At 71.7% G+C, this 22,064-nt stretch carries 18 protein-coding genes; 12 read left to right on the forward strand and 6 right to left on the reverse strand.

Features of this window, described 5'->3' with window-relative positions; genetic code table 11:
- Window positions 1-19: 19 nt before the first annotated feature.
- Together DCW30_RS23230 and DCW30_RS23235 are read left to right on the forward strand one after the other, a co-directional pair.
- The gene (locus DCW30_RS23230) at window positions 20-1,447 is read left to right on the forward strand and encodes a flotillin family protein (protein WP_076683182.1); all 1,428 of its coding nucleotides are present in this window, start codon (window positions 20-22) and stop codon (window positions 1,445-1,447) included.
- Window positions 1,448-1,497: 50 nt separating this feature from the next.
- Window positions 1,498-1,797, forward strand: a complete 300-nt coding sequence (locus tag DCW30_RS23235; protein ID WP_076683184.1) for a YciI family protein — start codon at window positions 1,498-1,500, stop codon at window positions 1,795-1,797.
- A gap of 16 nt (window positions 1,798-1,813) precedes the next feature.
- Here the strand turns inward: DCW30_RS23235 and DCW30_RS23240 are convergent, their stop codons facing one another.
- Window positions 1,814-2,923, reverse strand: a complete 1,110-nt coding sequence (locus tag DCW30_RS23240) for a WD40/YVTN/BNR-like repeat-containing protein (RefSeq protein WP_205576575.1) — start codon at window positions 2,921-2,923, stop codon at window positions 1,814-1,816.
- A 214-nt stretch (window positions 2,924-3,137) separates the two neighbouring features.
- On the opposite strand from DCW30_RS23240, the gene ssgD reads away from it, so the two are divergent.
- From ssgD to DCW30_RS23270, 5 genes are all read left to right on the forward strand, one after another.
- Entirely contained in the window at window positions 3,138-3,554 is a 417-nt protein-coding gene (ssgD, locus tag DCW30_RS23245; protein WP_076683188.1) for a spore wall synthesis regulator SsgD, read from the forward strand.
- Between the two features lie 946 nt (window positions 3,555-4,500).
- The gene (locus tag DCW30_RS23255) at window positions 4,501-6,144 is read left to right on the forward strand and encodes an ABC-F family ATP-binding cassette domain-containing protein (protein ID WP_076683190.1); all 1,644 of its coding nucleotides are present in this window, start codon (window positions 4,501-4,503) and stop codon (window positions 6,142-6,144) included.
- A gap of 10 nt (window positions 6,145-6,154) precedes the next feature.
- Window positions 6,155-8,467, forward strand: a complete 2,313-nt coding sequence (locus DCW30_RS23260) for an ATP-binding cassette domain-containing protein (protein ID WP_076683192.1) — start codon at window positions 6,155-6,157, stop codon at window positions 8,465-8,467.
- Window positions 8,468-8,503: 36 nt separating this feature from the next.
- Window positions 8,504-9,280: a dimethylargininase gene (ddaH, locus tag DCW30_RS23265; protein ID WP_076683194.1), complete on the forward strand. Its 777-nt coding sequence runs from the start codon at window positions 8,504-8,506 to the stop codon at window positions 9,278-9,280.
- 157 nt (window positions 9,281-9,437) lie between these two features.
- Complete coding sequence (locus DCW30_RS23270; protein ID WP_062783228.1) at window positions 9,438-10,409, forward strand: acyl-ACP desaturase; 972 nt, start codon at window positions 9,438-9,440, stop codon at window positions 10,407-10,409.
- A gap of 565 nt (window positions 10,410-10,974) precedes the next feature.
- Here DCW30_RS23270 and DCW30_RS23275 read toward each other — a convergent pair.
- Together DCW30_RS23275 and DCW30_RS23280 are read right to left on the reverse strand one after the other, a co-directional pair.
- On the reverse strand, window positions 10,975-11,226 hold the full coding sequence (locus DCW30_RS23275) for a WhiB family transcriptional regulator (RefSeq protein WP_062783517.1): 252 nt from the start codon (window positions 11,224-11,226) through the stop codon (window positions 10,975-10,977).
- 224 nt (window positions 11,227-11,450) lie between these two features.
- A complete protein-coding gene (locus DCW30_RS23280) occupies window positions 11,451-12,236 on the reverse strand; it encodes a VOC family protein (protein WP_076683196.1) in 786 nt (261 codons plus the stop codon).
- Between the two features lie 255 nt (window positions 12,237-12,491).
- Here DCW30_RS23280 and DCW30_RS23285 point away from each other — a divergent pair, with 255 nt between their 5' ends.
- Window positions 12,492-13,712, forward strand: a complete 1,221-nt coding sequence (locus DCW30_RS23285; protein WP_205576648.1) for a glycoside hydrolase family 64 protein — start codon at window positions 12,492-12,494, stop codon at window positions 13,710-13,712.
- Between the two features lie 63 nt (window positions 13,713-13,775).
- Here DCW30_RS23285 and DCW30_RS23290 read toward each other — a convergent pair whose 3' ends face one another.
- Both DCW30_RS23290 and DCW30_RS37575 read right to left on the reverse strand, forming a co-directional pair.
- Entirely contained in the window at window positions 13,776-14,819 is a 1,044-nt protein-coding gene (locus DCW30_RS23290) for a LacI family DNA-binding transcriptional regulator (RefSeq protein ID WP_076683200.1), read from the reverse strand.
- Between the two features lie 143 nt (window positions 14,820-14,962).
- Entirely contained in the window at window positions 14,963-15,478 is a 516-nt protein-coding gene (locus tag DCW30_RS37575; RefSeq protein WP_373568997.1) for a BBE domain-containing protein, read from the reverse strand.
- A 50-nt stretch (window positions 15,479-15,528) separates the two neighbouring features.
- Here DCW30_RS37575 and DCW30_RS38280 point away from each other — a divergent pair, with 50 nt between their 5' ends.
- A complete protein-coding gene (locus DCW30_RS38280) occupies window positions 15,529-15,804 on the forward strand; it encodes a hypothetical protein (protein WP_237283325.1) in 276 nt (91 codons plus the stop codon).
- Window positions 15,801-15,944: a hypothetical protein gene (locus DCW30_RS36785; protein ID WP_162933548.1), complete on the forward strand. Its 144-nt coding sequence runs from the start codon at window positions 15,801-15,803 to the stop codon at window positions 15,942-15,944. Before DCW30_RS38280 ends, DCW30_RS36785 begins: the two co-directional genes overlap by 4 nt.
- A 22-nt stretch (window positions 15,945-15,966) precedes the next feature.
- Here DCW30_RS36785 and DCW30_RS23300 read toward each other — a convergent pair whose 3' ends face one another.
- Window positions 15,967-17,022: a multicopper oxidase domain-containing protein gene (locus DCW30_RS23300; RefSeq protein WP_076688601.1), complete on the reverse strand. Its 1,056-nt coding sequence runs from the start codon at window positions 17,020-17,022 to the stop codon at window positions 15,967-15,969.
- Between the two features lie 328 nt (window positions 17,023-17,350).
- Between DCW30_RS23300 and DCW30_RS23305 the strand changes: the two genes are divergently transcribed.
- Window positions 17,351-19,792 carry a ThuA domain-containing protein gene (locus tag DCW30_RS23305; protein WP_237283326.1) on the forward strand — a complete coding sequence of 814 codons (2,442 nt, stop codon included), beginning with the start codon at window positions 17,351-17,353 and terminating at the stop codon, window positions 19,790-19,792.
- Window positions 19,792-22,029 carry an OmpL47-type beta-barrel domain-containing protein gene (locus DCW30_RS23310; protein WP_076688603.1) on the forward strand — a complete coding sequence of 746 codons (2,238 nt, stop codon included), beginning with the start codon at window positions 19,792-19,794 and terminating at the stop codon, window positions 22,027-22,029. Before DCW30_RS23305 ends, DCW30_RS23310 begins: the two co-directional genes overlap by 1 nt.
- Window positions 22,030-22,064: the final 35 nt, after the last annotated feature.

Below are 22,064 nucleotides of genomic sequence, written 5' to 3' on the forward strand. Positions count from 1 at the left end.
GGCAGGGGGGAATGCGCATATGAGTCCAGTCCTGACCGCCGTCGTCGGAGTCGTCGTACTCCTCGTCCTGTTGGCGCTCGTCGTCATCACCCGTTACAAGGTCGCCGGGCCCAGCGAGGCCTTCATCGTCACCGGGCGGCGCGGCAAGAAGTCCACCGACCCCGACACCGGCCGGGTGATGACCGACAACAGCGGCCAGAAGGTCGTGGTCGGCGGCGGCGTCTTCGTCGTGCCGTTCGTGCAGCAGAAGTTCACCCTCGACCTGTCCTCGCGGCACATCCCGATCGCGGTGCGCGGCGCCGTCACGCTGCGCGGCGTCAAGGCGAACCTCGAAGGCGTCGCCATCGTCAAGGTCGGCGGCACCGAGGACTCCATACGCGCCGCCGCGCAGCGGTTCCTCGTGCAGCAGGACGGCATCGTCGGCTTCACCCAGGAAGTGCTCTCCGGGGCGCTGCGCTCGATCGTGGGCCGGATGTCGGTGGAGGACATCATCCGGGACCGCGCCGCCTTCGCCGGGCAGGTCGCGGAGGAGGCCGAGGCCAGCCTCTCCGGGCAGGGCCTGGTGCTCGACGCCTTCCAGATCCAGGACATCACCACCGAGGGCTCCTACCTGGAGGACCTCGGGCGCCCCGAGGCCGCCCGCGCCAAGCAGGAGGCGGACATCGCCGAGGCGGTGGCGCGCCGCGCCGCCGAGCAGGCGCGGCTGAAGGCCGAGGAGGAGATCGCGATCGCCCAGCGGACGTTCTACCTCAAGCAGGCCGAGATCAAGGCCGAGACGGACGAGGCCGCGGCGCGCGCCGGCGCCGCGGGGCCGCTCGCCGAGGCGGCCAGGCAGCAGGACGTCCTGACCGAGCAGGAGAAGGTCGCCCAGCGCCAGGCCGCGCTGACCGACCGCGAACTGGACACCAAGGTCCGCAAGCCCGCCGACGCCGCGCGCTACCAGGCCGAGCAGGAGGCGGAGGCGCGCAGGATCAGCCTGGTCAAGCAGGCCGAGGCCGACGCCGAGCGGGCCCGTCTGACCGGTGAGGGCGAGAAGGCGCAGCGCGCGGCGCTGGCCGACGCCGTCCGTCTGGAGGGCGAGGCCGAGGCCGCCGCGATCGGCGCGAAGGGCTCCGCCGAGGCGGAGGCGATGCGCAAGAAGGCCGACGCGTTCACGCGGTACGGGGACGCGGCGATCCTGCAGATGCTCGTCGAGGTCCTGCCCAGCGTCGTCGCCAAGGCGTCGGAGCCGCTGAGCGCGGTCGACAAGATGACGGTGATCTCCACGGACGGGGCGAGCCAGCTGTCGCGTACGGTCGCCGACAACGTCGCCCAGGGCATGGAGCTGCTCACCTCCACCACGGGCGTCGACCTGGCCGAGCTGCTGAAGGGCCTCACCGGCGGCGGCAGCGGCTCCCCGAAGCCGGCCGGGACCCCGCCGAACGGCACGATCAAGATCGGCGACTAGCCGGTCCGCTCCGCGAGGCCACCGGCCCCACGGCCGGTAGCCTCGCGATCATGTTTGTTCTCGAACTCCGCTACACCGTGCCCCTCTCCACCGTCGACGCACACCTGCCGGCGCACGTCGCCTGGCTCGACGAGCTCTACGAAGCCGGGGTCGTCATCGCGTCGGGGCGCAAGAACCCGCGCGACGGCGGCGTGCTCATCGCCGTCGCGCCGGACCGCGCCCGCGTCGAGGAGATCGTCGCCTCCGACCCGTTCACGCGGGCGGGGGTCTGCGAGTACCGCGTCACCGAGTTCTGTGCGACGAGGACGGCGCCGGCGCTGGCCTCCTACCAGGAGCGGCTTCCCGCGTGACGCGCGGCGCGGGTGGTCAGCCGCGCTCCAGGCGGGCGATCCGGCCCTTCTCTCCCGCCGCCCAGCAGCCCTTGGCGCCCGCGCAGTCCACGGTGTCGTAGGAGCCGGGGTCGACCGTGCGCCAGGTCCGGCCGCCGTCCGACGTGACGTCGGTGCCGGTCGGGCCGACCGCGAGGGCGGTGGCGCGGCTGTGCGGGAGGAACGCGACGCCCGAGCGGTAGGCGGCCGGCGGCTGCCCGGCAGGGCGCCAGGTGCGGCCGCCGTCGCGGGTGGTGGCCGCCGCCTTCGGCGACGCCTGGTCGGCGCGGTGGTCGCCGCCGACCGCGATGCCGTGCGTACGGTCGCGGAAGGCGAGGCCGAAGACGCCGCGGGCCGGGTCGCCCGCCGGGGCCGGCACGTCGGTGGCCCGCCAGGTCAGGCCGCGGTCGGCGGAGTGCAGGACCCGTGCGCGGGCCGCGCCGCCGGTGGCCAGCCAGACGTCCCGCGGGCCCGAGCCGACCAGGCACTGGCCGCTCGCCGCGAACGCCGCCTCGCCCTGCTGCGCCGCGGGCATGCCGGTGTTCGGCAGGACCTTCCACGAGCGGCCGCCGTCGGCGGTGGACAGGATGCGGTACCTGCCGTCGACCGGGTCGCTCACGGCCAGGCCATGGCGGCGGTCGAAGAAGGTCATGCAGTCGTAGAACGCCCGGGAGTCGGTGTTCCGGAAGGACTCCGTCCAGGTCGCGCCGCCGTCGTCGGTGCGCAGCACCCGGGAGGCCTCGCCCTCGCCGATGGCCAGCACCACCGCGCGACGGCCGTCGAAGGCCTCCACGTCCCGGAACTCCAGGCTTCCGGCGCCGGGCGGGGACACATCGCGCCACGTCCGGCCGCCGTCGGAGGTGCGCAGCACGGTGCCCTTGGCGCCGGCCACCCAGGCCGTGTCACGGCTGACGGCGGCCAGTCCGCGGAACCGCGCGTCGCTGCCGCTCTCCTTGAGCTGCCAGCTCAGACCCCCTGCGAAGGGGTGCTCCTGGCCTCCGGTGCGCGCCTGCGCGGGGGCCGTGAGCACGGCTCCCGCGAGCGCCGCCCCGCACAGTCCCGCGAGCACCGTGCGCCTCATCGACTTCGACTTCCCCTTGGGCCTCATGGCGGGCGAAGCTAGCCGACGCGCCGGGGCTCGTCCAGATGGCCTGAAGGGGTCCCTCGCGCGGTGGCCGGCGGGAACCGCCGGGGCCTCCACGGTGTCGCGGTGACAGAGGTCACTCGGTCCCACTCGCTCCGCGTGTGCACGGATTCCGTCATTCCGTCGTCTATCCAAGTGTCGACCCCAGTCGTCCAGCAGTTCAGTGAGGGAGCAGGCGTTGTCCACCGTCATCGAGCAAGCCGTAGAGGCCCGCCTGGTCGCCGCCGCGCCGCGGATGCAGACCATTCCCGCGACCCTGCACTACGACCGGCGCGACCCCTTCGCCGTACGGATGGGCTTCCCCGCCCCGGCGACCCTGGAAGGCGTCGAGGTCAGCTGGACGTTCGCCCGCGACCTGCTCGTCCAGGGCGCGGAGCGCGCGGCGGGCGACGGCGACGTCCGGGTGCGCCCGTACGGCTTCGACCGCACGGTCGTGGAGTTCCACGCGCCCGAGGGCACGGCGATCGTCCACGTCCGCACCGGGGAGCTGCGCGGCTTCCTGCACCGCACGACGGTCCTCGTGCCGCTCGGCCAGGAGCACCGCCACGTCGACCTCGACGCGGACCTGGCCGCGCTGATGCGGGACGCCTGCTAGCCGCCTCCCCCGTCACCTCCGCCGGGCGAGCGGGCGGCCTCGGCGGCCCGCCTCGTGCGGCAGCGCGGACCGCGAGGGTGGAGGTCGGGCCCTCCGGTGAACCTGTCCCGCTCCGGGCTCCACGCGAGCGGAAAGAGCCTGGCGGGCAGCGACAGCGTGCCGTGGCGCACGGCGCCTCCTCGTGCGGGGACGGCGGGGCGCCTCGGCCGACGCCCTCCCTGGACGGCGGGCCCCTCGGGCGGCGGGGGCCTCCCGGGCAAAGGGCCCCTCCAACGACGGGGGCCTCCCCGGACGGCGAGACTTCCCCGGAAGGCAGGGGGTCACTCGGGCGACGGGACCTCTGCCGGGAGCTCTCTGGACAGCAGCCCCTCGGGCGGCGGGGCCTCCCGGGCCGTAGGCCCCCCGGACCGGACCTCCCGAGCAAAGGACCTCGCGTACGACGAGTCCCTCCGGCACGACGGGTCCCACCCCGTACGCGGAGACCTACTGCACGACGGGTCCCACCCCGCACCACGGAGACCCACCGCACGACAGGCCCGTCCCGCACCACGGAGACCCACCGCACGACAGGCCCGTCCCGCACCACGGAGACCCACCGCACGACAGTCTTGTCCCGCACGGCGGGGCTTCCCACCCGACAGGCCCCCCCGCCCGACGGGACCTCCCACCCGACGTTAATCCGTTGACACCCGTCACAGCCCCTCGTACGTTGTCAAAGGTTCTGTTGCCGTCGATAGGAGAAGGACGTTGCTCGTCTGAGGTCATGAGACACCGCGTCACGCAGCCCTCCGCTGCCGTGTACGCCGCGTGTGCGACCTCGGCGCATGAGCCGTCCCGTCTGCCCCGGCACAGGCCATTTCCTTCTCTCTCCGGCCTCACCCCCGCCGCGGTGTCTCGAACGCGTTTGCCCTGACCGCGCTCCACACCACGCAACCGCGAGGCCCATATGTCCACCCACCCCACCTCCGTCACCGTCACGTCGCTCGACTTCACCTGGCCCGACGGGACCCGCGTCTTCGACGGCCTCCAGATGGCCTTCGGCCCCGGCAGGACCGGGCTCATCGGCGTCAACGGCTCGGGCAAGTCCACCCTGCTGAAGCTGATCGCCGGGGAGCTCGCCCCCACCGACGGCGCCGTCAAGGTCGCCGGCGAGGTCGGCCGGCTGCCGCAGAGCGTCACCCTCGACACCGGCCTCCGCGTCGACGACGTGCTCGGCATCGCCGCCACCCGCGCCGCGCTGCACGCCATCGAGGCGGGCGACGCGAGCGAGGAGCACTTCGCCGCCGTCGGCGACGACTGGGACGTCGAGGAGCGCGCCCTCGCCACCCTCGACCAGCTCGGGCTCGGCCACATCGGCCTCGACCGCACCACGGGCGAGGTGTCGGGCGGCGAGTCGGTGCTGCTGCGCCTCGCCGCGCTGCTGCTGCGCAAACCGGACGTGCTCCTGCTCGACGAGCCGACCAACAACCTCGACCTGTTCGCGCGCCGACGGCTGTACGCGGCCGTCGAGGCGTGGTCCGGGGTCCTCGTCGTGGTCAGCCACGACCGCGAACTCCTCGACCTGGTCGACCAGATCGCCGATCTGCGCGAGGGCGAGGTCACCTGGTACGGCGGGAACTTCTCGTCGTACGAGGAAGCCCTCTCCGTGGAGCAGGAGGCGGCGGAGCGCATGGTGCGCGTCGCCGAGTCCGACCTGCGCAAGCAGAAGCGCGAACTGGCCGACGCCCAGGTCAAGTTGGCCCGCCGCAAGCGGTACGGCCAGAAGATGTGGGACCAGAAGCGCGAGCCGAAGATCATCATGGGTGCCCGCAAACGGGCCGCCCAGGAGTCCGCGGGCAAGCACCGCATCCTGCACGAGGAGAAGCTCGCCGAGGCCAAGGAACGCCTCGACGACGCCGTGGAGGCGGTGCGGGACGACGACGAGATCCGCGTCGACCTGCCGCAGACCCTCGTGCACCCCGGGCGCACGGTCCTGACCCTCAACGGCCTCGACATGCGCTACGGGGCCCGGGTGAAGGGCGTGTTCGAGCTGCGCGGTCCCGAGCGGATCGCGCTGGTCGGACGCAACGGGGCCGGCAAGACCACGCTCCTGCGGACCATCGCGGGAGAGCTCGACGCGGTCTCCGGCGAGGCGCTGGCGCACGTGCCGCTGCGCTTCCTGCCGCAGCGCCTCGACGTGCTCGACGACGAGCTGACCGTCGCCGAGAACGTGGCCGCGCACGCGCCCGACGCGACGAACAACCGGATCAGGGCGCGGCTCGCCCGGTTCCTCTTCAAGGGGGCCAAGGCGGACCAGCGGGCGGCCACCCTCTCGGGCGGTGAGCGCTTCCGCGCGGCGCTCGCGGCACTGCTGCTCGCCGAGCCCGCGCCGCAGCTCCTCATGCTCGACGAGCCGACGAACAACCTGGACATGGCGAGCGTCAAGCAGCTGTCGACGGCCCTGGAGTCGTACCAGGGGGCGCTGATCGTGGCCAGCCACGACCTGCCGTTCCTCGAATCCCTCGGCATCACGCGCTGGCTGCACATGGACGGAGAGCTGACCGAGATCACCCAGAAAAAGAAGACAGGAGCTGTCGGGTATCCCGTCTAGCTTCGCCAGCATGCGCCATGACAAGCGACACGACACCCACCAGCACATCGTCATCGCCGGAGCCCGCGAGAACAACCTCAAGGAGGTGGACCTGCGCATCCCGAAGGGCCGTCTCACGGTCTTCACCGGGGTGTCGGGCTCGGGCAAGTCGTCGGTCGTCTTCGACACGATCGCGGTCGAGAGCCGCCGCCAGCTGAACGAGACCTTCACCTGGTTCGTCCGCAACCGGCTGCCGAAGTACGAGCGGCCGCATGCGGACGTCATCGAGGACCTCTCGCCCGCGATCGTCGTCGACCAGCGGCCCGTCGGCGGTCACTCGCGCTCCACGGTGGGCACGATGACGGACGTCTACTCCGTGATCAGGGTGCTGTTCTCCCGGCACGGCACGCCGAGCGCGGGCCCGGCGACGGCGTACTCCTTCAACGACCCCTCCGGCATGTGCCCCGAGTGCGACGGCCTCGGCAGGACGGTGCGGCCCGACTACGACCGCATCCTCGACCCGGCCCGATCCCTGGCGGACGGCGCGATCCTCTTCCCGCCGTTCGCCGCGGGGACCTGGCAGGGGCAGACGTACACCAACACCACCGGCCTGGACACGCACAAGCCCGTCGGGGAGTTCACGGAGAGCGAGCGGCGGTTCCTGCTGCGCGGCGGCCGGAGCGGAGCCAAGGTCACGGTCGACAACACCGGGGGCTCCCGCGACATCGACTACGAGGGACTCGCCGACCGCTTCGAGCGGCTCTACCTCAACCGCGACCTGTCCACGCTCTCCCAGCGGACCCGCGACCTGGTGCGGGGCTTCCTCGACGAGGGCCCGTGCCCCTCCTGCCACGGCGCCCGCCTCAACCCGGCCGCGCTCGCCACCCGCGTCAACGGCCTGGGCATCGCCGACTGCACCCGGATGGAGGTCACCGACCTCATCCGCGAGCTGGGGCGCGTCGACGACCCGGTGGCGGGCCCGATCGCGCGGGCCGCCGTGACGGCCCTCGAACGGATCGAGGCGATCGGCCTCGGCTATCTGAGCCTGGACCGCGAGACGTCCACGCTCTCCGGCGGCGAGGGCCAGCGCCTGAAGACGGTGCGCCACCTCGGCTCCAGCCTCACCGGCATGACGTACATCTTCGACGAACCGAGCGTCGGTCTGCACCCGCGCGACGTGGGACGCCTCAACGACCTGCTGCTGCGCCTGCGCGACAAGGGCAACACCGTCCTCGTCGTCGAGCACGACCCGGACGTCATCGCGGTCGCCGACCACGTCGTCGACATGGGGCCCGCCGCCGGCGGCGACGGCGGCCGGGTGGTCTTCGAGGGCACACCGGACGAGCTGCGCCGCGCGGACACCCTCACCGGACGCGCGCTGCGCCGCACGACCGGCGTCAAGGAGCACCCGCGCGAGCCGAGCGGCGGCCACTGGATCAAGGACGCCGATCTGCACAACCTCAAGAACGTCAGCGTGTGTGTGCCGACCGGGGTGCTCACGGCGGTCACCGGGGTCGCCGGTTCCGGCAAGAGCACGCTGGTGAAGGTGTTCACCGAGGCGCATCCGGACGCCGTGGTGGTCGACCAGTCGTCCATCGGCGTCTCGGGCCGCTCGACCCCGGCGACCTACCTCGGCGTCATGGACACCGTCCGCAGGATCTTCGCCCGGGAGACCGGCACGGACGCGGGCCTGTTCAGCTTCAACTCGCAGGGGGCGTGCGAGCACTGCCAGGGGCGCGGGGTCATCCACAACGACCTGGCGTTCATGGACCCGGTGACCACCACGTGCGAGGCGTGCGAAGGTCGGCGCTTCAAGGACGAGGTGCTGCGGCTCACCGTCCGCGGCCGGTCCGTCGTGGACGTCCTGGCGATGACGGCCGACGAAGCCCTTCAGTTCTTCGCGTCGTTCGACGACCCGGCGGTGCGCCGCAGGCTGAACGCCCTGCGGGACGTGGGGCTCGGCCACCTCACGCTCGGCCGGCCGCTGAGCACCCTGTCCGGCGGTGAGCGACAGCGCATCAAGCTCGCCACGCAGCTCCACCGCACCGGCACCACGTACGTCCTTGACGAGCCGACGACCGGCCTGCACATGGCGGACGTCGACGGGCTGCTCGCGCTGCTCGACCGGCTCGTGGACGCGGGCAACACCGTCGTCGTCGTGGAGCACAACCTCGACGTCGTCAAGCACGCCGACCGGGTGATCGACCTCGGCCCCGAGGGCGGCAAGCACGGCGGACGGGTGGTCTTCGAGGGGACCCCGGCGCGGCTCGCGGCGGTCGGCGAGTCCTTCACCGCCGATCACCTGCGCAGGGCCCTGGGCCGGGGGCGAGCGCGCGCTGCATGATGTGCGGCACTGCCCCGCACCCCGTGAGGAGAGCCCGTGCCCAGCAAGAAGGCCCTGATCCGCCGCCCGGGACCACGCGTCGCCGACGGCCTGGTCACCCACCTCCGCCGCGCGCCCGTCGACCGGGAGCTCGCGCTGCGGCAGTGGGACGCGTACGTGGGGGCGCTGGCCTCGCACGGCTGGGAGACCCTGGAGGTGGAGCCGGCCGACGACTGCCCCGACGCGGTCTTCGTGGAGGACACGGTGGTGGTCTTCCGCAACGTCGCGCTGATCGCCCGGCCCGGCGCGGAGTCCCGGCGCGGCGAGACGCCGGGCGTGGAGGAGGCCGTGGGCCGCCTCGGCTGCTCGGTGAACTGGGTCTGGGAGCCGGGCACGCTGGACGGCGGTGACGTCCTGAAGGTCGGGGACACGATCTACGTGGGGCGGGGCGGCAGGACGAACGCGGAGGGCGTGCGGCAGTTGCGGGCCGTCTTCGAGCCGCTCGGCGCGCGTGTCGTCACCGTCCCCGTCACCCGGGTCCTGCACCTGAAGTCGGCGGTGACGGCGCTGCCGGACGGTACGGTCATCGGGTACGAGCCGCTGGTCGACAGCGGCTCGCTGTTCCCCCGCTTCCTGGCGGTGCCGGAGGAGGCGGGCGCGCACGTGGTGCTCCTCGGCGGCGCCAAGCTGCTCATGGCGGCGAGCGCGCCGAAGAGCGCGGAACTCTTCGCCGATCTGGGGTTCGACCCGGTTCCGGTCGATATCGGCGAGTTCGAGAAGCGGGAGGGCTGTGTGACGTGCCTCTCAGTCCGGCTCCGGGAGCTGTACGCCTGACCAGCGGGGAGGCCCTTGTTACGCAAGGGCGCCGGGGGGTACCGGTCCTTCACCGTCTTTACGGAGGGCTTAACCTACGGCAACGTAACCTACGACACCGTAGGTAGTGCACCGCTCGCACTGCTCGTAAGTACTCCCGTCCCCCTATGGAGCCCACGTGACGATCACCTCTCCCCACCTCGGCAGCGCGGACAGCTGGACCGACGCCCGTCTGCTCTACGCGCTGGAGGAAGTGGTCGAGCGGGAACTGAACCGCCACCTGAAGGTGGCGAAGGACTGGATGCCCCACGAGTACGTCCCGTTCTCGGACGCGCGCAACTTCCCCGGATTCTTCGAGGACGGCGAGGCGTGGGAGAAGGGCCAGTCCCCGGTCACCGACATCGGCCGGATCGCCCTGGTGGTCAACCTGCTCACCGAGGACAACCTGCCCAGCTACCACCACGAGATCGCCTCTCTCTTCGGCCGCGACGGCGCCTGGGGCAACTGGGTGCACCGCTGGACCGCCGAGGAGGGCCGCCACGGCATCGTGATGCGCGACTACCTCCTCGCCTCGCGCGCCGTCGACCCCGACCAGCTCGAACAGTTCCGCATGATGCACATGAGCGAGGGCTTCGAGTCGGACAACGGCCACTCGATGCTGCACTCGGTCGCCTACGTCGCCTTCCAGGAGCTGGCGACCCGCATCTCGCACCGCAACACCGGACACCAGTCGGGCGACCCCGTCTGCGACCGCATGCTGGCGCGCATCGCGACCGACGAGAACCTGCACATGGTGTTCTACCGCAACCTCCTGAAGGCCGCCTTCGAGCTCGCGCCCGACCTGACCATGCAGGCCGTGCGGGACGTCGTGGTCAACTTCCGCATGCCCGGTCACGGCATGCCCGGCTTCGAGCGCGCCGCCGCGCAGATGGCGATCGGCGAGGTCTACAACCTGCGCATCCACCACGACGACGTGCTCCAGCCCGTGCTGCGCCACTTGAAGGTCCTGGAGATCGACGGCCTCGGCCCCGAGGGGCTCAAGGCCCAGGAGGAGCTCGGCTTCTTCATGGGCGGCCTCGACGCGGAGGCCGCGAAGTTCGACGAGAAGCTGGCCGCGCGCAAGGCGCGTCTGGCGGCCCGGGGGGCCTGACCTCCCCCGGCCCCGGCTCACCGGACGGGCCGGGACGGCGCCACGCGGCGCTGTCCCGGCCCGTGGGCGTACCGACCATCTCCGCGGCGATTCACGGCCGCCCTCCCCGGTGCGACGGTGGACGCGGGGGCGACATCCCATGGCGCAGACCCATGAGTGGATGTTCTACGAGATCATGTGGCGCACCTGGGCGGGGAGGGCGCAGGCGTCCCGTCCCATGCCGTGGTGGGCGCAGCGGGCCTTCCGGCGCCGGAGCGACGCCCTCGACTCCGGCGCCTGCGCATCGAAGGAGGCCGCCCTGGCCTCCAACGCCCTGCACCGGCGTCTCGGTCCCCGCCGGGACGGAACGGTTCACGGTCACGCACGCGTGAGCGCCGCGCCTCTGGGGCCAGGGCCCTGTGGCCCGGCCACCTGCGGCCGGGCCCCATAAGCCCGTGGCCCGTGCGCCGGTACCGCGCGCCCGAGGGCGCCCGCCCGTCCCCCGTGGCGGGCGCCCTCCATCGCGGCGGATGGCTTCGAGGCAGGCGCGCGGGCACCCCCGTGCCCACGCGCTGCGGGTGGACGGTCAGGCGCGGGGGGCGGCGCGTCTGAGGGCGTACCGCTCCTTCTCGGAGAGGCCGCCCCAGACGCCGAACCGCTCGTCGTTGGCGAGTGCGTAGTCCAGACAGGCCGAGCGCATGGTGCACATCCGGCAGATGTACTTCGCCTCGCGCACCGAGCTGCCGGGCTCGGGGAAGAAGAAGTCAGCTCCGGTCTGGGCACACAGCGCCTGCTCCTGCCAGGCGAGCTGGGGCTGGGCCGTCATGTCGATCTGCATGTCACCGATGCTGCCCGAGCGCGCGAAACAACCGATCAACGAACGATCAACGCCGTGGCGCGGGCCGTCGGTTCGGCGTCTGTCTGCCCTGTCCCACGCCACGGGAAACCACCCCGCAGCCGGTCCCTCCCCGCGAGGCAGGGCCCGCCGCCGGGCCGCCGCCCGCGGGACGCGGGCACCTCCCGCGGGCGGCGGCCCGGCACCATCCCGTCCCGGCCGGAGGCCTACGCGGGCGACGGCTGGAGCACCGCGAAGCGGGCGCCCGCCGGGTCCGCCAGCTTGGCGAAGCGGCCCACGCCCTCCATGGAGACCGGCTCCATCCGCACCGTCCCACCGAGCCGCCGGGCCGTGGCGACCGCCGCGTCGCAGTCGGTCACCTGGAAGTACGGCAGCCAGTAGGCCCCGGCCTCCGCCTCGGTGGGGTCGCTGTCGAGCGGGACGACGCCGCCGAACATGTCCTCCTCGGCGCCGCTCCCGGGATACACCATGGTGTAGGTGCCGCCGGGGAAGGACTGCTCGACGGTCCGCCAGCCGAGCACCGAGCCGTAGAACCTCGTGGCCGCGGCGACGTCCGGGGTGTACAGCTCGGTCCAGACCAGGCCGCCCGGTTCGTTCAGGACATCGACGCCCTTGAGCCGCCCCTGCTGCCACGCGGCGAACTGGACGCCCGCCGAGTCGGTGAGCACCGCCATGCGGCCGAGGTCGAGGACGTCCGTGGTGTCGAAGACCGCGCCGCCCCCGGCCTGCTCCACCGCCTTCACCGTGGCGTCGACGTCCTGGGCGTGGAAGTACAGCGTCCAGGCGGGCGGGCTCATGTCGGCGGGCACGGCCATCGCCCCGGCCGCGGTCCTGTCCCCCAGGCCGAACTGGCCGTAACCCCCCACTTCCTCACCGCCGCGCCGGAGCTCCCAGCCGAAGAGCCCGCGGTAGAAATCCGCGACTTGGTCGAGGTCGGGGGCGCACATGTCGGTCCAGACGGGGGCGCCCGCGACGAATCGGGTACTGAGCATGATCGACTCCTTTGTCGCATCTCTCCGTTACTCCTCCGAGTCTGGCACCGCCCACCGACAATCCGCCCGACAGCCGCCGAACCGCCCGCCATCACCCAAAGAGACACCCCTTCATGCCATCACTTCCTGAAGGGACAACATTTCTGAGAGCGCTCTCACTCCTATCTCTTGACGCCACAAGGGCCCGCCGCAACAGTGGTGCACCACCCCACACGCCCCCCACCGTGCAGGAGTCCCCCCGTGATATCGCGTCGCATGTTCCTGACGACCGCCGCAGGCGCCGCGAGCGCCCTCACCTACCCCGTCTGGGGAACCGCGCTCAGCCCCGGCGCCCGCGCCGGCGGCAAGGCCGCGCCCGCCACCTGCGAGCTGGCCCTGCAGAACAAGTCGCTGCCGGGCAAGGTCAACGCCTACGTCACCGGACACGAACTCGGCACCGACCGCTGGGTCCTGCTCAAGCCCGACGGCGGCGTCTACCGCCCCGACTCCCCCTCGGCGCCCCAGACCCCGCTACCCGTCGACTGCGCCATCCCGCTCGGCGCCGCGGGCTCCGCGCCGAAGGTCCTGACGCTGCCCCAGATGTACGGCGCCCGCGTCTACTTCGTGCGCGACGACAAGCTGGACTTCTTCCTCAACCCCGGCCCCTCCCTCGTCGAGCCCGCCTTCGCGACCAAAGAGGACCCCAACTACGGTCGGACCTGGTCGTTCTGCGAGTTCACCTTCAACACCCAGCAGCTCTACGCCAACATCAGCTACGTCGACCTCGTCACCGCCCTGCCCATCGGCCTGACCCTGGAGGGCGACGGCACCCACACCGTCGCCCCGCTGCCCGACGGCGCCGTCGACAAGATCGCCGCCGACCTCGCGGCGCAGGCGGCGAAGGACGGGCAGCCGTGGGACGACCTGGTCATCCGGGGCGACAGCGGCGTGCTGCGCGTGATCTCACCCCAGAACCTCATGGCACCCTACTTCGACCGGCCCGAGCAGATGCCGTTCCGCGACGTGTGGGGCGGCTACGTCGACCGGGTGTGGGAGAAGTACCGCTCCACCGACCTGAAGATCGACCTCCAGGGCGGCCGGGGCGTCTTCACCGGCCGCGTCAGCGGCGACGTACTGACGTTCGACGGCGGCCACTCCTTCGCCAAGCCGACCTCGAAGGACATCTTCACCTGCAACCACGGGCCCTTCGCCAACAACCCCGGCGACCCCGACGACAAGAAGGGGCTGCTCGCGCGGCTCGCCGCCGGGTTCAACCGCAGCATCATGCTCACCCACCCCGAGCAGCCCAACGGCACCGGTTCCGGCGACTACTACAAGGACGCGGTGACCAACCACTACTCACGCGTCGTGCACGCCAACTCCCCGATCGGGTACGCCTTCCCGTACGACGACGTGCGCCCCGACGGCGAGCCGGACGTCTCGGGAGCCGCCCACGACGGCAACCCGCGGCGGTTCACCGTGAGCGTCGGCTCATGACGCCGTAGCCGCCGGCCGCGTCGCCGGCCACGTGCCGCGCCCCGGCCGGGGCGCGGCCGGCGGTCAGGCCGAGGCCCTGCGCACCAGGGCGGTCGGCAGCACCACGCTCGAAGGGCCCGCGGCCAGGCCCTCGCCGCTCCGGTCCCTGAGCAGCATGCGGGCCATCAGGCGGCCCATCTCCTCGATGTCCTGGCGGACCGTCGTCAGCGGCGGCTCCGTCTGCTCGGCCACGAGCAGCATGTCGTCGAAGCCGACCACCGCCACGTCGTCCGGCACCGACCTCCCCCGCTCCCGCAGGACCCGCAGGGCGCCGGACGCCGACAGATCGTTGGCGGCGAAGACGGCGTCGAGTTCCGGCTCGGCGTCGAGGAGGCGCCGCATCGCCCGCTCGCCGCCCGCGAAGGTGAAGTCACCCTCCTCGATCAGGTGCGGTCCCGCGTCGGCCAGGGCGTCCCTGAAGCCGTCGAGGCGGTCGACCGCGGAGGTCTGGTCGAGCGCCCCGGTGATGTGCGCGATGCGGCGCCGCCCGAGCCCGACCAGATGGCGCACCGCCTCGCGCGCGCCCCCGCGGTTGTCGCAGTCGACGTACGGCGCGCTCCGCTCCCCCGCGTCCGCGTCCTGCCATCCTGGACGGCCGCCGAACACGGTGGGCAGGCCCGCCCGGCGGATGATGCCCGGCAGCGGGTCGTCCAGGTGCAGCGAGAAGACGAGGGCACCGTCGACATGGCCGCCGGACAGATAGCGGCCGACCCGCTCGTGGTCATCCCTGCCCTCGGTGAGCAGCAGGACGAGCTGCACGTCATGTGCCGTCAGTTCCCTGCTGATGCCCCGCAGTTGCAGCGCGAAGAACGGGTCGGCGAAGACCCGGGTCTCCGATTCGGCGATCACCACGGCGATCGCGTCGTGGCGGCGGGTGACGAGGCTGCGGGCGGCGTGGTTGGGGACGTAGCCGAGTTCGTCGACGGCGTGCCTGACCTTGTCGGCCAACTCCTCGCGCACCCCGGGCCCGCCGTTGACGACGCGCGAGACCGTGGCGCGCGAGACCCCGGCTCGGGCGGCCACGGCCTCCAGGGTGGGGCGCTGTGCCGCGCTCGGCTCCTCGGTCACCTTCGACGCTCCATTCTTCGGCGGCGGATGCTTGGGCGATGACGCGGGGCGGTGGTCCGCGACCACCGCCGTCCGGCCCATCCTTCCGCATCGACGCCGGTGGCGGTCGGTACGGGGCCGCGCCGGGCACCCGGTGGCCGCCTTCAGGCGGGGCGGGGTCCCGCGCCCGCGCCCCCGCGCCCTATGCCCTGGGGGAAGCGGAACGCCCCGCGCGGGTCGTAGGCGGCCTGGAGCTCGGTCAGCCGGGGACAGTTCTCGGCGTAATAGGCGTGGCGCCAGCCGCGCGGGGCCGGGTCGACGAAGTTCTGGCAGGTCCCCCGTCCGCGTAGGGGGCGACGGCGACGAAGCCCGCGTCCGCCCGCCGGCGGGCCGCCCACTCGGCCTCGGCGGTGACGGGTGAGCCGTTCACGACGCTCAGGAAGTTGACGTCGTGCAGGGCGTCGCGGTGGAGGTACGCCGTGCCGGTGCGTGCCGGGTCGCTCGCTGCGCCGCCGAGGGCGAGGACCTCCAGCTTGCGGGTCTGGCCCGCGAGCCGGACGAGGTCGAAGACGGCCAGGGCGCGCCCCCAGGCAGCGCGGGGCGCGGGACGGCCGAAGAGGCGGCCCCGGACCAGGCCGTGGGCCGGGCGGGGGAGCAGGCCGGCCGGGGTGCGCCGGCACTGGGTCGCGGTGACGGTCTCGCAGCCGTACGTCGCCCGCATGAAGGCGCGGTGCCGCGTCGTGGTGAGCGGACGGGCCGACGGCGGGCCGCTGTCCGCGACCAGGCGGCCGGCCTCGGCGGTGAGTTGCGCCTCGGCGCCGGCGGGCTCATCGCCCACCTCGCGCTGCGCAGCCTGCTCCCCATGGGCGCGGAACACGCCTGGGGCCGGGTCACCACGCTCGACGTGTCCACCGGTGAACCGTCCTCGGTCACCACACGGCGCGACCCCTTCTGCCCCGACTGCGTCACCCGCGCCCCCGCCGCCCGCGAGTGGGTGGCCCTGTGACCCTCGACGCCCTGATCTGCTCCCTCGGCTTCGCCGTACGCCCCTGCTTCCTGGTGAACGACGTCATCGGCCGGGAATCCCTGCCGACCCCGAAGTTCCTTCGCCGGCCGCCCGGGCGGGAGCGGGCACATCAGCGGTGACGCCCGGCCGCCGTCGCCTCGCCTAGTGGTGGTGCCCGGACGACGCCTCGCCCCCGCCGGAACTCTCCGTGTCCTTCCCGTCCTTACCGTCCTTCGTGCCCTTAATGTCCTTGGCGGTCTTGGCCGCGTGATGCGGCTCGTAGTCCGGGACGGTGCCGTCCTTCTTCTTCACCAGGAACAGGCCCGCCATCCCCATGTCCGAGTGGCTCTGGACGTGGCAGTGGTACATCCAGGCCCCGGCCCCGACCCCCTCGCCCGCGATGACCTGGAAGCCGAAGGAGTCCCCCGGCCCGGTGATCTTGTCGTCGAGGATCTGGCTGGGGTCGTCGGGGCCGGTCAGCATGCCGGTGCGGTTGTCCGCCCAGCGGTGACCGTGCACATGGAACGTGTGGTAGTACTCGCCGTGGGTGATCGACACGAACTCGACGCGGTCGCCCACCGTGGCCTCGAAGGTGGGGCTGTCGTGGCCGGACTTGTTGTTGATGGTCATGTCGTTGAAGACGATCGTGAAGGTCTTGTCGGGCAGCGGATCGCCCTTGCGGCGCACGATCAGCGGCCCGTAGAGGCCCTTGCGCACCCCGCCGGTGCCGTGGTCCGTGCCCACGACGTGGTCGTGGTAGTGCCAGTACCCGGCCGTCCCCGGCCGCCACGTGCCGTCCTTGCGACGCCCGGGGGCGTGCGTGCGCCAGGTGTAGGTGCGCTTGCCGCCCGGCTCCACGTGGCTGTTGGTGTGCCGGGTGCCGTCGCTGGAGATCTCGTAGTCCATGCCGTGGACGTGCAGGCTGGCGTCGACGTCGGTGGCGTTCTCGAACTCGATGTGCAGGGTGTCGCCCTCGTTGAGCTCGATGAGCGGCCCCGGGATCGACGCCTTGCCCTTCTCCAGGCCGTAGCCCAACTGTCCGTCGGGGAGCTTCTCGGCGTACATCTTGATGCGCTTGACGTCGCCGCCCGCGGGGGCGGTCCGGGGCGTCTCCGCGGTGCTCGCCTCGGGCGCGTTCACCATCGACAACGATGTCACCCCGGTCGCGGCGAGCGCGCCGCCCGCGAGCATCTTCTTGTTGAAGCTCCGCCTGTCCATGCGGAACGTGGCCGAGCGGAATCTGTCCATGCCGCGTCCACCCATGCTGAACTCCCCACTGCCCTACGGAGAATGACGGGGCGCGGGAGGCCCCGGGGACGGCCATACGGTAACGACCGCACCTTCGTTTATCCACACTCAGGACAAAGTTCGTACTATCCCGGTGATACCTATTGGCGAGTCGCGAAAAGAGGTCTAGCTTCGTCGGCGCTGTTGCTGTGACCGACGAGGGGTGGGTGTACTCATGCGGCTCTCACCGCATCAAGGGCCCTTGGCCGTACGAGGATCGAGCAGAGGACGACGCAGACCGAAACGCTCGCGCCGCGCCATGGCGGCCGCGCTGCTCTCCGGAGCCCTGGTCACCGGCGCGCTGTCGGCGCAGGCCGCGTCCGCGCGACCGTACCCGGAACCGCCCATGACAACGATGTCCCTTCCGTCGCCGCCCGGCGGCGCCAACGTCAAGGTGCTCGTCTTCCACGGCTCGGCGGCGGGCGGCGACGAGTCTCCCGTCGTCAACGCCGGCATCGAGGCCATCGAGAAGATCGGCCTGACGGGCCCCGAGGCCCAGCGGTTCACGATCGTGGCGACGGACGACGCGTCCGTCTTCACCAACGAGAAGAAGCTCGGCAGGTTCAACGCGGTCGCCTTCCTCACGGGCGGCGGCGACGTCCTCGACGCCGAGCAGGAAGCGGGCCTCGAGGCCTATATGGAGGCCGGCGGCGGCTTCCTCGGCATCCATGACGCGGCCCGCGCCGAGCCGTACTCCTCGTGGTTCACCGGGCTGATCGGCGCCCGCCCGGCCGACGCGAGCCCCAGCAACGTGCAGCGCGCCACCGTCGAGGTCGGCGACCGCCAGAACCCCGCCACCAAGGACCTGCCCCTGGAGTGGAAGCGGCCCGACCGCTGGCTGAACTGGACCAAGAACCCCTCGGGGGACGTCCACACGGTCGCCCGCGTACGGGAGTCGACCTACCAGCCGGGCGCGGGCAAGAACGGCTGGGACCACCCCGTGTCCTGGTGCCGTGACTACGACGGCGGCCGGTCCTTCTACACCGGCATGGGCGGCACGGCCGCGTCGTACGACGAGGCGGACTTCCGCGGCCACCTGCGCGGCGCCCTGCTGTGGACCACCCGCCTCGCGCGGGCCGACTGCCAGTCGACGATTACCGCCAACTACACGGCGGAACGCCTCACCCAGGCCAACCAGCCGGGCAAGAACGACCAGATCGGTGAGCCGCACGGCCTGGTCACCGCGCCCGACGGCAAGGTCTTCTCCATCGGCCGCGGCGGCGCGGGCTCCTCGCAGCCGGTGATCACGGACTGGAACAACCCCGACATCGGCAAGGGCACGGGCGAGATCCACGTCTACGACCCCGAGACCAAGAAGTCGACGCTCGCGGGCGCGCTGACCGTCTTCGGCAACAAGGGCGGCGGCGATGAGCTGATCAAGGTCGAGGAGGGCCTGCTCGGCATCGAGCTGGATCCGGGGTTCGAGCGGAACGGGTGGGTCTACCTGCACTACACGCCCCACTCGAAGATCAACCGCGAGACGCACATGGCCGAGCGGCACGTCTCCCGGTTCACGTTCGACCGGAGCACCGACAAGCTGGACCTGGGCAGCGAGAAGGTGCTGCTGAAGTGGCCGGTGCAGATCCACAGCTGCTGCCACGCGGGCGGCGGCATGGCCTGGGACTCCAAGGACAACCTCTACATCGCGACGGGTGACAACAACTCCTCGCAGTTCTCCGACGGTTACTCGGGCAACAACCCGCAGCCCAACTTCAAGGGCGTCTCCTTCGCCGACGCGCGCCGCACCGCCGGCAACACCAACAACCTCAACGGCAAGATCCTGCGCATCCACCCCGAGCCCGACGGGACGTACACGCTCCCCGACGGCAACCTCTTCACCGGCAAGGAGCAGGCCGAGGGCGGCGGCAAGACGCGTGGCGAGATCTATGTGATGGGCGTCAGGAACCCGGCGCGCATCAGCATCGACAAGAAGACGGACACGCTGTACGCGGGCTGGGTCGGCCCGGACGCGGGCGCGCCGTCGACGACGTGGGGCCCGGCCAAGTACGACACGTTCGCGGCGATCACCCACGCCTCCAACCGCGGCTGGCCGTACTGCATGGGCAACAACCAGCCCTACCGCGACCGCAACCTGCCGGATCCGACGAAGCCGCTCGGCTGGTACGACTGCGAGAACCTCAAGAACGAGTCGCCGAACAACGACGGCCTGGTGAACATCCCACCGGCCGAGCCCAACAACATCTGGTACTCGCCGCAGGGCGGCGGCGTCGACTACCCGCGCGACGCCAAGGGCGTGCCGAGCTACAAGACGTCGGAGCAGAAGACGCTCCTGCCCTGGCTCAAGGGCGGCGGCCAGGCCACGATGAACGGCCCGGTCTACCGCTACGACGCGGCGAGCGAGAGCGCCGTCAAGTGGCCCTCGTACTGGGACGGCAAGTGGTTCGTCGGCGACTTCTACGACGCCGACCAGCCCCGGCACGCCGTGGTGACCGACCCGAAGACGGTCGGCGACGGCGGCCTCCCGGTGCACGCCGAGTCGCTGAAGAAAATCATCCCGATCGGCAACGACGGCATCAAGAACCTCATGGACTGGAAGTTCGCGCCGGACGGCTCGCTGTACGTCCTCGATTATGGCCGCGGCTTCTTCACCTCGGACTCCAAGTCGGCGCTGTGGCGCGTGACCTACAAGGGCAAGGCGGCGACCCCGGCCGCCGGCGACCTGGCCAGGAAGGCGGGATGATGCGTTCTCCGACGCGGCGCACCACGCGCGCACGAAGGTCCATCCGGAGACGGCGACTGTGCACGGCGCTGTTCGCCTCGCTCCTGATGGTGCTCGGCCTCACCTCGACGGCGGCCGTGGCGCGCCCCGACAACACCGGGCTCTCCGCCCGAGCGCAGACCCTCACCTGGACGGCCGACAACGACATCTCGAAGTACAAGTCGGCGCCCACGACGGCCGTGGCGGGCCCGACGACGATCGTCTTCGAGAACAGCGAGGCGACCGGCAACACGACCGGCATGCCGCACACGCTGACGTTCGACGTCTCCGACCCGGAGTACAACAACGACGTCCCGCTGAACATCCTCGCCAACCCCAATGACGACCAGGGCGGCAAGCACACCGCCGAGGTCACGCTCACCCCGGGCCGCTACCGCTACCACTGCACCATCCCGGGCCACGGGGCGATGCAGGGCATCCTGGTGGTGACCGAGGGCGGCGGCGAGGACACCACCGCGCCCGAGGTCGACGCGAAGGTGGAGGGCCAGACCAACGCCGACGGCGCGTACGTCGGTTCGGCGACGGTGGCGCTGACCGCGACGGACGAGGGTTCCGGCGTCGACAGGATCGAGTACGCGATCGGCGCGGACGGCGCCTGGCAGCCGTACACCGCGCCCGTGGTCGTCGACCAGGTCGGCAGCCACAAGATCCGCTACCGGGCCGCCGACAAGGCGGGCAACGTCGCCACGGAGAAGTCCGCCGACTTCAAGGTGGTCGCGCCCGACACGGACGACAAGACGCCCCCGGAGACCTCGGCCACGGTGACGGGCGAGAAGAACGACCAGGGCCAGTACCTCGCGATGGCGACGGTCACGGTGACGGCGTCCGACACCGGTTCCGGCGTCAACACGATCGAGTACGCGGTCGGCGACGGCGCCTGGACCACGTACAGCGCCCCGGTCATGGTGCACGAGACGGGCGCCCACAAGGTCCGTTACCGCGCCGCCGACAAGGCGGGCAACCAGGCGGCGGAGAAGTCCGTCGAGTTCACGGTGGTCGACCCGCCGGTGCAGGACAAGACGCCGCCGGAGACGTCGGCGAAGGTCGAGGGGACCAAGAACTCCGACGGCGCCTACGTCGGCAAGGCGAAGGTGACGGTCACCGCGACCGACGCCGACTCGGGCGTCGACAAGGTCGAGTACTCGCTGGACGGCGGCCCCTACCTGGCCTACGAGGCGCCGGTCACCGTCGACCGCGCGGGCCGGCACACGGTGGCGTACCGCGCGAGCGACAAGGCGGGCAACACCGCGCCGGCCAAGGACGTCTCGTTCACGGTCGCGCAGGGCGGCGGGGTGCCCGCCCCGAACTGCCCCGAGTTCGACGAGCGGCTGACGGTCATCGTCGGCACCGTCGACACGGGCATCCCGAACCGGGTCACCAACAGCCGGTGCCGTGTCAACGAGCTGATCGAGGACGAGAAGGAGTGGACGTCCCACGCCCTCTTCCTGAAGCACGTCAAGACCGTCACCGACAGGCTCAAGAAGGACGGTGAGATCGACAAGCGCGAGTACAACAAGATCAACCGTGCCGCCAAGCAGTCCGGCATCGGCAAGCCGGGCCAGACGGACGGCTACCGCAAGATCTTCGACGGCACCCAGGCGTCCCTGGACAAGTGGGAGCAGGTCGGCGGCGGCGAGTTCGGGCTCAACGAGGACGGTTCGATCACGAGCAGCACCAGCGTCGAGGGCATGGGCATGCTCTGGTTCCCCGAGCGCAAGTACGGGGACTTCTCGCTGAAGCTCCAGTGGCGTGACGACGCGCCGGGCAACGGCAACGCCAACGGCGGTGTCTTCGTCCGCTTCCCGCAGGTCCACGACCACCCGGAGGAGTCGCGTCCGGAGTGGGTCGCCATCAAGTACGGGCACGAGATCCAGGCGCTCGACAGGCCTGACGGCGACATGTACAAGACGGGATCGGTCTACGGCTTCGACCGGGTGGGTCTCGCCGGGGCCGGCGTCACCCCGAAGGGCACGTGGAACGACTACGAGATCCGGGTGGTGGACCAGCACTACTCGGTCTACCGCAACGGCGTCCTGATCAACGAGTTCGACAACACCGGCGGCCAGGCCTTCACGCCGCCGCGGAGCGACGACCCCGGCACGGACGGGCGGCGCTACGCGTCCGGATATGTCGGTGTCCAGGTGCACGGGGTCACCGACGTGATCTCGTACCGCGACATCCGGGTCAAGGAGCTGTAGGCCCCGCTGCCACCGGCTCCGCTCCGGCGCCCTCG

The organism is Streptomyces alfalfae, from assembly GCF_004127445.1.
In the GTDB taxonomy this organism is placed as follows: domain Bacteria; phylum Actinomycetota; class Actinomycetes; order Streptomycetales; family Streptomycetaceae; genus Streptomyces; species Streptomyces alfalfae.